The sequence below is a fragment of the Cyanothece sp. BG0011 genome, from assembly GCF_003013815.1.
GTDB lineage: Bacteria > Cyanobacteriota > Cyanobacteriia > Cyanobacteriales > Microcystaceae > Crocosphaera.
This window is the reverse complement of record NZ_PRLH01000051.1, coordinates 25,489-37,473: the sequence shown is the minus strand read 5'-3', so window position 1 is coordinate 37,473 and position 11,985 is coordinate 25,489. Positions and strand designations below refer to the sequence as shown.

The window sequence follows — 11,985 nt, the reverse complement described above, 5'->3', positions numbered from 1 at the left end:
TTCATTCTTGAGGATAACGTTGCCATAAATCTGTTATCCTATGCAAACTGCAATGATTGCCTTCTCCTAAGATAAGATGATCAATCAGAGGAATACGAATAAGTTGCATCCCCTTTAATAATTGTTCTGTTAAATCTAAATCTTCTTGTGAGGGTTCAACATTGCCAGACGGATGATTATGCGCCACAATTAAAGCGTTTGCCCCTTGTTTGAGGGTTTCTCGGAAAATTTCAGCCGGATCAACCAGGGTTTCTGTAGCGGTTCCAATGGTGATCACTTTTGTTCCTAAGAGTCGGTATTTACTGTCTAAAAAAACAGCAGCAAAATGCTCTCGTCTTTCCCACATTAAGTCATGACTCAAGGCAGCAACCGCAGCTTCTGGACTATCAATGGTCACTCGTTCGAGGGGACGCACTTGAAAGGTTCGTTTTCCTAATTCTACTGCAGCAATAATGGTTGTCGCTTTCGCCGGTCCAATACCATCAATGGTCATCAGTTCGTTAGGACTAATATCCCGTAAAAGATCGAGGGGATCACGACGATGTTTGCTTAATTCTTGTAGAATATGATGGCCTAACCCCACAGCAGAGAGTTTACCTTTTCCTTGTCCTGTTCCCAGTAAAATGGCTAAGAGTTCAGCAGTCGCCAGATTTTTTGCCCCTACGGCCATTAAACGCTCACGGGGTCGCTCACTCGAAGGAATATCGGCAATTCTTAAATGATAGGTCATCTTCAGTTAAAAAGGAGCAATACATTATCCTCATATTCTCCTGTTTTAACTGATTTTTAGGCCAATGCCTGTGATCTTGTTTCTATGCGTGACATTCACACCCATGATGAGAACATCCTGCACCGTTGGGATGGCCATTAGCACAAGCATCACCGCAATAATATTTGCCTTCTTTTTGCACAGCATCGCTAATAGAAACAATACAATTACAAGAAGGACAAGCACATTTCATTTGAGTGACAGTGGCTGATGTCATGATTGATGCTCCAATAACATTCTATACTTTCATTAAACCTCGTTATTGGGTTCAAACCAAGCAATTGAGACGAATTTTAATATCTAATTTTTTGTCGAAATTAATACAGCCCAAATCCGATCATTATGCTATTTATAGACATTAGCGTAGAACAGACAAATACATATCGGGAAGATTTATCTTTTTTGCTACTATATTCAAAATTTTGAACACATGGGAACTGGTGAGAGGGTTTCCTAATCGATCAGTAAACAACAAGTCTGATTGGTTAGGGTCATATCCATTAAGATATACGGTTAAATAGGGTCTTAATCTGGTAATAATTGGAACTTTTTTCTTCTTTTGTAAGTTTGAGTCCTCAATCATAATTATTTCACCAGTAATGTCTTCTTTTTGTAAAGATAAAATATCCTCTATTCTAGAAGTCGTAAAGTAAGCTAAAGCGACAATGGTTCGATATTGAAGGGGTAAAACCTGTAAAAATTCTTCTAAGAGAGAAATTTTGGGTTTCCACAGTTGAGGAGTCAGCAGGGTATTAAACATAATAAAAGGGTGAGGGTGCAACGAAAATATGAAAATATTATTAATATACTTATATCTTAACAAGGATTGTCTGGAATGCAAGACATTTTTTATATAACATATTAAATGATGATTTGAGAGATTATTGAGAAAAATGATTACTTAATGCGATCCATTGATTAAGATCCAAGTTTTCAGCCCGTACTTTTTCATTTAGGTCAATTTCTGTTAAAAATTCTGTCAAAAGATCCTGATTAATTAAACTTTTTAGGTTATTGCGTAACATTTTACGACGACTGGAAAACCCCAGATTAATTAAGGTTTCTAAATGTTTAGGATTTATGGCAGAATTAAGTAAAGAACGAGGACGAAACGTAATGACAGCAGAGTCTACTTTTGGGGGAGGATAAAAGGCTTTTTTCGACACATCACAAATATAATTACAGTCGGCTAAATATTGCATTTTAATGGATAATGCACCATAATTTTTACTACCAGGAGCAGCAACAATTCTTTGAGCCACTTCTTTTTGAATTAATAAAACAATGAGATCATAAGAAGGATTTTTAGGAGAAGCAATGCTACCCAATAGTTTATCTAAAATGGGACTGGTAATATTATATGGAATGTTAGCAACGACTTTATTGATGGGTAAAAACTTAGGAAAATCTTTGGCTTCTCTGGCAATATCTAATTTTAAAATATCCCCTTGCAACAGTAAAAAATTATCTTCATTTCCTAAACTTTTGACTAATTTTTTACAAAGATCCCAATCTAATTCTACTGCAATAAGGGACTGAACTAACGGTAAGAGACGACGGGTTAAAATACCGGTTCCGGGACCAATTTCTAAGAGGCGATCGCTGTTTTTGAGGTTGGCAGCCTGTATAATTTGTTCTAGTGCCGTTTCACTGCGTAACCAATGTTGAGCAAACCGTTTACGGGGTTGGGGCATAATTAATACTATGTTGAAATAACTCTTTTTTTATGACATCACCTGATACTGAGAAACTCCATTTTACCACAAAATTAGCCTATGGGGCTGGTGATTTTGGTCCGGCGATCGCTGCTAATATTTTAGTCTTTTATTTATTATTTTTCTTCACCAATGTGGCTGGTTTACCGCCGGGTTTAGCAGGCAGTATTTTAATGATTGGTAAAATTTCTGACGCTATTAATGACCCAATTGTTGGAGTCTTAAGTGATAAAACTCGCACTCGTTGGGGTCGTCGTCTTCCTTGGATTTTAGGGGGAATGATTCCCTTTGCTCTCTTTTATTCTTTACAATGGATTATCCCATCATTTAGTGATGATTTAACAGCCAATCGCTGGGGTTTATTTGCTTATTATGTCATTATTGGAATCCTTTTTAACATTGCTTATACAACAGTCAATTTACCTTATACGGCATTAACTCCCGAATTAACCCAAGATTATAATGAAAGAACTAGCCTCAATAGTTTTCGTTTTTCTTTTTCCATTGGCGGCAGTATTTTATCATTAATTCTCTATATTTTAGCTTCTATTGCTTATCCTGATGATCCTCAAACACGATTCTTTATTTTAGGATTAAGTTGTTCTATTTTAGGCATTATTGCCCTACTTTGGTGTACTTTGAGGATTCAAGAAAAGGGCAGAGAACCTATTTTAAATTTAAGCCAAAAGAAACAAGTAGGGACTGTTTTAATTGGGGTCAGTATCTTAGGAATAATTTATGCAATTTTCAGACTGATTCCTGCTACTTCAACCTTTCTAGGAGGCAGTGGAAATATAGATTATATTAGCTTCTTTTCTATTTTATCGAGTTTATTATTATTGGGATTTGGTTGTAGTTTACTCTTGGCAAAAGTTGAAGATCATTTAGTTAATCAAGAAGCGCAACAAACTAGACAAGATAATCAAGAACAAACCAATCTTTCTTTTTTCCAACAATTAAAAATTGTCTTTAATAACCGTCCCTTTTTATTTGTAATTGGCATTTATTTATGTTCTTGGTTAGCAGTTCAATTAACGGCATCTATATTAGTTTATTTTGTGGTTAGTTATATGAACTTAGGGGAAGATACATCGGGGTTAGTGGCCTTAGCTGTGCAAGGAACTGCATTAATTATGTTATTTTTATGGCAAGCTGTCTGTCAGAAATTAGATAAAAAAATTGTCTATTTTATGGGTACATTAATTTGGATTATTGCTCAAATTGGACTCTTTTTATTACAACCGGGACAAGTAACATTAATGTTTATTTTAGCCATTATGGCCGGGTTTGGGGTATCCGTTGCTTATCTCATTCCTTGGTCAATGGTTCCCGATGTTATAGAATTAGATGAATTAGAAACCGGACAACGTAGAGAAGGGGTATTTTATGCCTTTATGGTACTCTTACAAAAGTTTGGGTTAGCGTTAGGATTATTCTTGGTGGGTGTGGTGTTAGAAGCTGCTGGTTTCGTTGAACAAATTCCAGGTGAACCCATTCCCACCCAACCCGAAACCGCCTTATTTGCCATTAGAATTGCGGTGGCTCCCTTACCGGCTATTATTTTAATGGTAGGGTTAATTTTGGCTTATTTTTATCCCATTACCCGTGAAGTTCATAGCGAAATTCGTTTGAAATTGAAGGAAAAACATCAAGGGGAAAGGGAACAGTTATAAGATAGTTTTAAGGTGGGCATTGCCCACCCTACTATTTAAGCACTAATCACACTACCTAAAGCCCGTCCCATGTTTGCAGGGTTCATTGCATCCATAGCTGCAGTGGGTTCGTAACCGCAATGTACCATACAATCGGCACATTTAGGATTACCACTAGCGCGGCCGTAGTTTTCCCATTGGGTTTCTTCCATCAACTCGTTAAAGCTTTGATAATGACCTTCATTGAGAAGATAACAGGGTTTTTGCCAGCCTAACACACTATAACTGGGACTTCCCCAGGGGGTACATTCATAATCTTTTTCCCCTAAGAGAAAATCTAAAAAGAGAGGATTATGGTTAAAATTCCATTTTTTCTTGCCTAACTTCCAAGGCATTAAAATTTCTCGGAATAACTTCTTCGTTTGTTCCCGTTTTAAGAAATTCTCTTGATTGGGGGCCCATTCATAACTGTATCCAGGGGAAATCATCATGCCATCGGTTCCCAAAGTTTCGAGGAAATCGAAAAATTCTTGCATTTCTTTGGGATCTGCCCCTTCAAACACAGTAGTATTGGTGGTAACTCGGAACCCTTTCGCCTTAGCTGCTTTAATACCTGCGATCGCCTTATCAAATACCCCTTTGCGATCGACACATTTATCATGATGTTCCCGTAACCCATCTAAATGCACACTGAAGCAAAAATAAGGGGAGGGTTCAAACTTATGTAAACTCTTTTCTAAAAGAATGGCATTGGTACAAAGATAAACAAATTTTTTCCGTTGGACCAACCCTTTAACAATTTCATCAATTTGAGGATGGAGTAAGGGTTCACCCCCAGGAATAGACACCACCGGCGCGCCACATTCTTCAACGGCGTTAAAACATTCTTCGGGGGTGAGGTTACGGGCTAAAATGTCAGTAGGATGTTGGATTTTTCCGCATCCAGAACAGGCTAAATTACAACGAAATAGAGGTTCTAACATCAATACCAACGGAAAGCGTTGACGACCCTTTAACCGTTGGCTGACGATATATGTACCCACAGTTAGGGCTTGTTTTAGTTGAACGGCCATAGACTTCCTCTTCTCACACCTATAATAATTTCTGGTTATTATAGTCTTTCTTTTTAGTGGCTTGGGGGAATTTAAAAATATTTTTGTTTGTTTTGGGGAGACAGGAGTCACCGAGTCACCGAGTCACCGAGTCAAGAGTCACCGAGTCAAGAGTCACCGAGTCACCGAGTCAAGAGTCAGGAGAGAGGAGACAGAATAAAATAAAAGACATCTAACAATCGAATCTACTAAAAGTTTAACTTATGAATGAACCGATTACCGTACCTTACGACTTAGCAGATATCCTAAAAGAACTTAAACAGGATATCAAAGACGTAAACACCAAACTAGATAAGCAGTCAGAGAAACTAAACACCATTGAGGTGAAACTGGCAAAGATTGAGACAGAAATCACAGGAATGGATAAACGATTAGAGAGGGTAGAAAACACCCAAGACACCCTAGTTAAAGAAGTATCAGACCTCAAGGGTTTTCGTTCTTTAATCCTCCCTTTAGTCGTCGGTGGTATTAGTGCCGTTATCGGGGGAATCGTTACGGCGGTGTTTAGATTACCTTCTTTATTATTGAAACCGTAACGAGTCTCTTGACAGCTGGCAGCAATTAATAATTAACAATTAATAATTATTAATTATTTGGTGAATATTATCCAAACCGTCCACTTACATATTTTTTGGTCATTTTTTCTTGAGGGTTATTAAAAATCTCCTCAGTTTTATCGTATTCCACTAAATAGCCGTAACGGTTGCCTTTTTCTGACTCTTCGGCATTAAAAAAAGCAGTATAGTCAGCCACTCTAGTGGCTTGTTGCATATTATGGGTGACAATGATGATGGTATATTTTTCTTTGAGGTCTTGGATCAACGATTCAATGGTAGACGTAGAAATGGGATCGAGAGACGATGCCGGTTCATCCATGAGAATAATATCTGGTTTGAGGGCAACGGCGCGAGCAATACAAAGGCGTTGTTTTTGTCCCCCGGATAAGGATAAGCCATTACTGTCGAGTTTATCTTTAACCTCATCCCATAACCCCACTTGTTTAAGCGATCGCTCCACCAGTTCATCCATATCATTTTCTATGCCATTAATCCTGGCACCATAGGCAATATTTTCGTAAATAGACTTAGGAAAAGGGTTAGGTTTTTGGAATACCATGCCAATATGACGACGTACTTCTACGGGGTCAATTTTGGAACCATAAAGATTTTTGTCTCGATAAATTACTTTCCCTTTCACTCGACAAGTATCGATCAGATCATTAAGACGATTCAAACAACGAATTAAGGTACTTTTTCCACAACCAGATGGACCGATTAAGGCTGTAATTTGTTTACGGGGAAAGTCCATCGAAACATTGTCTAAGGCTAAAAAATCACCATAGTAAACGCTTAAATTTTCTGTATGTAAAACACTATCAAAGGATTGATTTTGTTGAGAATTATTTTGTAAAGAATGGGCAGAAGACATAATTAAATTCCGTTAGATTGGACAATGTTCAATAAACTAAGTTCAAATTCAGTGGTCAGCTATTTAAAATATAGAATTGATTGTGCATTCTTAATTCTGCATTCTACATTCTTAATTCTGTTCACCGTTGTTTTCCCGTCACTAAACGAGAAATAACACTGGTAATTAAAACCAAAGAAACTAACACTAAAGAAGCAGCCCAAGCAAGTTCTCTTTGATTATCATAAGGAACTGTGGCAAAGTTATAAATTAGCACTGATAAAGAAGGAACAGGACTAAATAAACCTTTAGGCCAAAATTGAGAATAAAGAACCGTAAAGATTAACGGGGCTGTTTCTCCAGCGGCACGAGCAACGGCTAAGGTTGTCCCAGTTAAAATGCCAGGTAAAGCGGTCGGCAAAACAATATATAAAACTGTGTGAAAGTTAGATGCACCAACCCCTACAGAAGCCCATCGAACTTCTTTATCCACTAATTGTAAGGCTTCGTCAGTGGTTCTTACGACAATAGGTAACATCAGAATAGCTAAGGCAAAACCCCCGGCGATCGCTGAATAAGAATCCATCGTAACTACTAACACCCCGTAGGCAAAAATCCCCATAATAATCGAAGGAACCCCACTTAAAATATTGGCTGCAAATCGAATCCAACGACCCCATCTTTGATCACTAAATTCTGATAAATAAATACCTCCTAAAATACCGGTGGGAATGCTCATCACCGCAGCAATAGCCACTAACATTAAAGTTCCTATAATTGCGTGGCCAATACCTCCGCCGCTTTGTAAAGGAGGGGGCGGTAATTCGGTAAATAAAGACCAATTAAGACGACTGACTCCTTTGAAAAAAACGTAAACAATAACTAAGGCTAAAGGAAGCAAAGCAATACCTAAAAAAGTAAAAGCTAGACCCGTTAATAGGCTACCCATCCAGTTACGGGTTTTAGTAGCTGTGTATTCTAAATTGACGGAATCAGAAGAATAAGTTTGTGAGTTATTCATGATAATTGAATCTAGTATTTTTTAACTTTACTAATAATAAATTCTGCTAAAATATTGACAATTAAAGTAATGGCAAATAAAACTAATCCTGCATACAATAAAGCGGATTTTTGGAGGTCAGCCGCTTCTGAGAATTGGTTAGCCATTAAAGACGCAATGGTACTGGCCGGGGCAAGCAAAGAAACGTCTAAATTATTACTATTACCGATGACTAAAGTAACGGCCATGGTTTCTCCTAACGCGCGGCCTAAAGCCAACATAATGCCCCCAACAATGCCCGAAAAAGCTGCCGGAATCAATACGCTAAACATAGTCTGCCAACGGGTTGCCCCTACGCCATAGGACCCGGATCGCAATTCAGGGGGGACTGCCGCTAAAGAGTCTCTGGCAATGGTGGTTAAAATGGGCAGAATCATAATGGATAAAATGATTCCGGCTGGTAACATTCCCGGACCGATATAACTGGTACTAAATAAAGGAATCCAACCCAAAGTATTATGTAACCAACTACCAATAGGTTTTAAGAACGGAATTAATACATAAATTCCCCATAACCCATAAACAACACTAGGAATAGCGGCTAAAAGTTCCACTAAGAAAACAAGGCTACGACGAATTGATAAGGGTAAAAAGTTTTCACTCAAAATAATGGCACTGGCCAAGCCAATGGGAACCGCAATTAATAGGGCAATGAAAGAACTAACTACGGTTCCGTAAACCGCCGGTAAAATGCCATAATTTTGTTCAGGCGGATTCCAACTGGTTGAGGTTAAAAATCCTAAGCCAAATTCTGCGATCGCTGGTTTTGCTTGTAGTGCGACTTGAATGGCTATCCAAACTAAAATAGCAATCACACTAAAAGCAAATAGATAAGTTAATCCCTTGAAAATACGATCTATTGTTTTTTCTGTCTGCGATCGCGCTTTATTTTGATTGTTTTTTTCTAGACTGAGTTGAGTCATATTTAAATGAAATGAGTTCAATGATTTTGATTTTTTAACTTGCTTTTTACTCGAATTTAACTTAGTTTTAACCTCAATTTATTCTATAAAAATCACTACTTTAGACTATAGAAAAAACCTGATTATTATTGTGTGACTAAAGATAGATATATTACTAAGACTAAAGATAGATATATGAGTTTTTCTAAAAGATTTTACTGAGAAGAAAACAATAGAAAATCATCAATGGTAAACCAATTAATCTTGACTTGAATTTGCTGATAGGATTTGATGAATAAATAATGTGTATTATATTTGTATTTTTAATATAGAGTTTCCACCTCTGGGATTAAAAAAGTCAACAATTACACAAAATAAAAGACAAATCCTTGATCCTCCCAGAATTTTGGGGCAAATATGTCAAAATGGGTCACTGATCACTGGTAACTGATAACTGATTAGTGGTCAGCAAAGGAAAAAAGTTTTAGACTAAGTTTAGTTAAGTAAAGCTATGATAGGATGATTGCCTTAATAGGGTCATAATCCTAAACAACAAAGCTAAAAGTCGTAGTAGTGGTTAACGGTTACTTTTCGGTAAAATTTAACCCAGTGTCGACGACATCTAAGGTGTGAGGAAAGTTGTGTCAGTCAAAAAAACCCATCCCAAAAATCATAGTCAACAGAAATCTTCTGTGAAGAAAAAGTCTAAAGGTCTAAATTGGTTGTTCATTAGTTTAGGACTGACTGCGGTTTCTCTGACATCGGCGGCGGCGGGCGCTTTTATTGCTATTTCTTTGTCGGCAACTCCTCTTAAGCAAAGTGCTTTGACTCCCGAACAAGAAGAAGTCTTTAGTCAAGATGAAGCCATTTCCTATAAAAGTTTAAGGCTTCCCGAATTAAGTCGTCCTGTCAATGTATTGGTGTTAGGAACGAAAGTTTTAACCTCGGAACTAGACGAAAAACCCACCGAAGATTTAGGGTATCACGCCTTAGTTAACTCCTTTAAGGGTTTGTCGGATACGATGGTTTTGGTTAGGTTTGATCCCCTCAGCAATAAACTTAGTCTCCTCTCCATTCCCAGAGATACCCAAACCACTATCAATTATGAACTGAGAAAAATTAATGAAGCCAACTATTATGGAGGCCCATCTTTAGCAGCCGAAACCGTCAGCGAATTATTAGGGGGTGTTCCGGTTGATCGCTATGTACGAGTTAATGTTCAAGGGGTTGAAAAGGTCATTGATGCTTTGGGAGGGGTTAATGTCTATGTTCCCAAAGATATGAAATACACCGATCATAGTCAACATCTTTATATTGACCTCAAAGAAGGCGAACAACATTTAGATGGATCTCAAGCGGTTTCTTTTTTACGGTTTCGCTACGATCGCTACGGGGATATTGGCCGGGTACAACGACAACAAATGTTTATGCGGGCCTTGGTAGAACAGGCATTAAAACCCCAAACCTTATTAAGAATGCCCGAAATTTTATCGATTATTAGTTCTTATATTGATACTAACTTAACCGTTGAGGAATTAGTGGCTTTATCCGGGTTTGCCTCTCAAACCAAACGGTCTAACGTGCAATTGTTAATGCTACCTGGACGCTTTAGCGGAGATGGGAAACACGAAGTTAGTTATTGGCTACCCAATTCCTATCAAATTAAAAATATGGTAGCGGAATATTTTGATCACGGTCAACCCAGTTTCCAAGTCGAACCCACTCAGCCAACCAATCTCAAAATAGCGATTCAAGATAGCACCGACGATCCCGAAGCCGTACGACGTATGGTAAATTATTTACGGGAGGCAGGTTATCGTCGTATCTTTGTTAGTGATGAATGGCCCCAAACCCTAGAAACCACTCGTATTGTTGCCCAAAATGGTGATGATCTCGGGGCTGCTACCCTACGGGCTGATTTAGGACTGGGTGAGGTATTAGTCGAAAGTACAGGCAATTTAGCCTCTGATATTACCATTGTCTTAGGTCAAGATTGGCAAAATTATTTTCCAGAACCCTCCGTTCCCTTTCAAGAAACAAGATCCTTAACGACTCAAAATTAATGGAACCCAACACAATATTAGACTGGATTTTAGGCAGTGTCGCTATCCTCATTTTACTGGCAGGAATGGTCATGTTATTGGGCGGTGTGTCCGGAATGAACAAAAAATAAGAGATAATAAAACATAGAATCGCTCATAGATATTTAATGAACCCTGATGCCCTGCAAGAACTCCTAAACGCCATTGCCACAGGAGACATAAGCCCTGATACCGCCCTCGAAACCCTCAAACACCTCAATTTTGAACCAGTGGCGGACTTTGCTAAAGTTGACCATCATCGCCATTTAAGAACAGGGTTTCCTGAAGTGATTTGGGGACCGGGGAAAACCCCAGAACAAATTAGACAAATTATGATCACCATGGCCCGCCATTCCCCTGTGGTGATGGCCACTCGTATCGAACCTGCGATCGCAGAACAACTTGAAGCGGAAATCCCCTCGTTAGTTTACTATCCCATGGCCCGTATTTGCGTTCTACAAACCGGTTCACCCCCGTTTCAAGGCTCAGGGGTCATCTCTATCCTCACCGCAGGGACAGCAGATTTACCAGTGGCCGAAGAAGCCGCTATTACCGCGCAATTCTCTGGTTTTCAAACTCAACGCCTCTGGGATGTGGGGGTTGCCGGCATCCATCGCTTACTGAGTCACCGAGATTTATTGAGTCAAGCGGATGTCCTTATTGTCGTAGCCGGTATGGAAGGGGCGTTACCCAGTGTGGTGGCCGGTATGGTAGATTGTCCTGTCATCGGTGTCCCCACCAGTGTGGGTTACGGAACCAGCTTCGGAGGGGTAGCACCTTTATTAACCATGTTAAATTCCTGTGCAACGGGTATCGGTGTGGTTAATATTGATAACGGTTTTGGGGCGGCCATTTTAGCCGGGCAAATTATCCGCACTGCTAGGCGGATTAGTTCTCGTTGAACAGGGTGTAGGGTGTAGGGTGTGGGGCGTGGGGAAGCAGAGGAGCAGGGAGCGCCGGAGCAGGGAAGCATAGGGAGAAAAATATTAATTGTCTTCCCACACTTCTCACACACACTTACGTTTGCCACCCCCTCTAACTCCTCCTTTGGTTAGGGGGAGAGCCCTTGCCACCCCCTCTAACTCCCCCTTTGGTTAGGGGGAGAACCCTTGCCTATTACCTAAAGTTAAGAAAAGGTAAAAAGTTGCTCAGCAACAATTCCTACGTTCAAAGTTATTATAGAATACTATTGAGAATAGTTATTATTAGCTTCAGAACAATAATGAATCTATGGGGCTAACTATCCTCAAGCCTCTGAAAAAATAGTGAGTTTAAGACTGTGGATAT

Annotated in this window: 13 protein-coding genes; 5 read left to right on the top strand and 8 right to left on the bottom strand. The window is 39.0% G+C overall.

Translation table 11 applies throughout. From position 1 onward, the window contains the following. Position 1 precedes the first annotated feature (1 nt). From radC to rsmA, 4 genes are all read right to left on the bottom strand, one after another. Positions 2–730, bottom strand: coding sequence for a DNA repair protein RadC (gene radC, locus C4E06_RS07505; protein WP_107667507.1), 729 nt, complete (start codon positions 728–730; stop codon positions 2–4). A gap of 82 nt (positions 731–812) precedes the next feature. Further along, on the bottom strand, positions 813–986 hold the full coding sequence (locus tag C4E06_RS07500) for a metallothionein (protein ID WP_107667506.1): 174 nt from the start codon (positions 984–986) through the stop codon (positions 813–815). A 141-nt stretch (positions 987–1,127) separates the two neighbouring features. Further along, a complete protein-coding gene (locus tag C4E06_RS07495; RefSeq protein ID WP_107667528.1) occupies positions 1,128–1,529 on the bottom strand; it encodes a tyrosine-type recombinase/integrase in 402 nt (133 codons plus the stop codon). Positions 1,530–1,650: 121 nt separating this feature from the next. After that, complete coding sequence (gene rsmA, locus C4E06_RS07490) at positions 1,651–2,463, bottom strand: 16S rRNA (adenine(1518)-N(6)/adenine(1519)-N(6))-dimethyltransferase RsmA (protein WP_107667505.1); 813 nt, start codon at positions 2,461–2,463, stop codon at positions 1,651–1,653. Between the two features lie 32 nt (positions 2,464–2,495). Here rsmA and C4E06_RS07485 point away from each other — a divergent pair, with 32 nt between their 5' ends. Beyond that, positions 2,496–4,157: an MFS transporter gene (locus C4E06_RS07485; RefSeq protein ID WP_107667504.1), complete on the top strand. Its 1,662-nt coding sequence runs from the start codon at positions 2,496–2,498 to the stop codon at positions 4,155–4,157. 35 nt (positions 4,158–4,192) lie between these two features. Here C4E06_RS07485 and hpnH read toward each other — a convergent pair whose 3' ends face one another. After that, positions 4,193–5,209, bottom strand: a complete 1,017-nt coding sequence (hpnH, locus tag C4E06_RS07480) for an adenosyl-hopene transferase HpnH (protein WP_107667503.1) — start codon at positions 5,207–5,209, stop codon at positions 4,193–4,195. 242 nt (positions 5,210–5,451) lie between these two features. Here hpnH and C4E06_RS07475 point away from each other — a divergent pair, with 242 nt between their 5' ends. Beyond that, positions 5,452–5,784 carry a shikimate dehydrogenase gene (locus C4E06_RS07475; RefSeq protein ID WP_107667502.1) on the top strand — a complete coding sequence of 111 codons (333 nt, stop codon included), beginning with the start codon at positions 5,452–5,454 and terminating at the stop codon, positions 5,782–5,784. Between the two features lie 67 nt (positions 5,785–5,851). Here C4E06_RS07475 and pstB read toward each other — a convergent pair whose 3' ends face one another. The 3 genes from pstB to pstC all read right to left on the bottom strand — a co-directional run bounded on the left by pstB (position 5,852) and on the right by pstC (position 8,638). Further along, positions 5,852–6,676 carry a phosphate ABC transporter ATP-binding protein PstB gene (gene pstB, locus C4E06_RS07470; RefSeq protein ID WP_107667501.1) on the bottom strand — a complete coding sequence of 275 codons (825 nt, stop codon included), beginning with the start codon at positions 6,674–6,676 and terminating at the stop codon, positions 5,852–5,854. A gap of 121 nt (positions 6,677–6,797) precedes the next feature. Further along, the gene (gene pstA, locus C4E06_RS07465) at positions 6,798–7,676 is read right to left on the bottom strand and encodes a phosphate ABC transporter permease PstA (RefSeq protein ID WP_107667500.1); all 879 of its coding nucleotides are present in this window, start codon (positions 7,674–7,676) and stop codon (positions 6,798–6,800) included. An 11-nt stretch (positions 7,677–7,687) separates the two neighbouring features. Continuing rightward, entirely contained in the window at positions 7,688–8,638 is a 951-nt protein-coding gene (gene pstC, locus C4E06_RS07460; RefSeq protein WP_107667499.1) for a phosphate ABC transporter permease subunit PstC, read from the bottom strand. 620 nt (positions 8,639–9,258) lie between these two features. On the opposite strand from pstC, the gene C4E06_RS07455 reads away from it, so the two are divergent. The 3 genes from C4E06_RS07455 to larB are packed head-to-tail and all read left to right on the top strand — an operon-like array spanning position 9,259 to position 11,600. Further along, positions 9,259–10,680: an LCP family protein gene (locus C4E06_RS07455; RefSeq protein WP_107667498.1), complete on the top strand. Its 1,422-nt coding sequence runs from the start codon at positions 9,259–9,261 to the stop codon at positions 10,678–10,680. Next, entirely contained in the window at positions 10,680–10,790 is a 111-nt protein-coding gene (locus C4E06_RS29490) for an NAD synthetase (RefSeq protein ID WP_107667497.1), read from the top strand. The genes C4E06_RS07455 and C4E06_RS29490 overlap by 1 nt, the downstream gene beginning before the upstream one ends. A 36-nt stretch (positions 10,791–10,826) precedes the next feature. After that, a complete protein-coding gene (gene larB / locus C4E06_RS07445; RefSeq protein ID WP_107667496.1) occupies positions 10,827–11,600 on the top strand; it encodes a nickel pincer cofactor biosynthesis protein LarB in 774 nt (257 codons plus the stop codon). The last annotated feature ends 385 nt before the right edge of the window (positions 11,601–11,985 follow it).

What these genes read in the sequence shown, in the direction of transcription:
- radC (WP_107667507.1), bottom strand. Translation starts at nt 730, where the DNA reads ATGACCTATCATTTAAGAATTGCCGATATTCCTTCGAGTGAGCGACCC.
- C4E06_RS07500 (WP_107667506.1), bottom strand. Translation starts at nt 986, where the DNA reads ATGACATCAGCCACTGTCACTCAAATGAAATGTGCTTGTCCTTCTTGT.
- C4E06_RS07495 (WP_107667528.1), bottom strand. Translation starts at nt 1,529, where the DNA reads ATGTTTAATACCCTGCTGACTCCTCAACTGTGGAAACCCAAAATTTCT.
- rsmA (WP_107667505.1), bottom strand. Translation starts at nt 2,463, where the DNA reads ATGCCCCAACCCCGTAAACGGTTTGCTCAACATTGGTTACGCAGTGAA.
- C4E06_RS07485 (WP_107667504.1), top strand. Translation starts at nt 2,496, where the DNA reads ATGACATCACCTGATACTGAGAAACTCCATTTTACCACAAAATTAGCC.
- hpnH (WP_107667503.1), bottom strand. Translation starts at nt 5,209, where the DNA reads ATGGCCGTTCAACTAAAACAAGCCCTAACTGTGGGTACATATATCGTC.
- C4E06_RS07475 (WP_107667502.1), top strand. Translation starts at nt 5,452, where the DNA reads ATGAATGAACCGATTACCGTACCTTACGACTTAGCAGATATCCTAAAA.
- pstB (WP_107667501.1), bottom strand. Translation starts at nt 6,676, where the DNA reads ATGTCTTCTGCCCATTCTTTACAAAATAATTCTCAACAAAATCAATCC.
- pstA (WP_107667500.1), bottom strand. Translation starts at nt 7,676, where the DNA reads ATGAATAACTCACAAACTTATTCTTCTGATTCCGTCAATTTAGAATAC.
- pstC (WP_107667499.1), bottom strand. Translation starts at nt 8,638, where the DNA reads ATGACTCAACTCAGTCTAGAAAAAAACAATCAAAATAAAGCGCGATCG.
- C4E06_RS29490 (WP_107667497.1), top strand. Translation starts at nt 10,680, where the DNA reads ATGGAACCCAACACAATATTAGACTGGATTTTAGGCAGTGTCGCTATC.
- larB (WP_107667496.1), top strand. Translation starts at nt 10,827, where the DNA reads ATGAACCCTGATGCCCTGCAAGAACTCCTAAACGCCATTGCCACAGGA.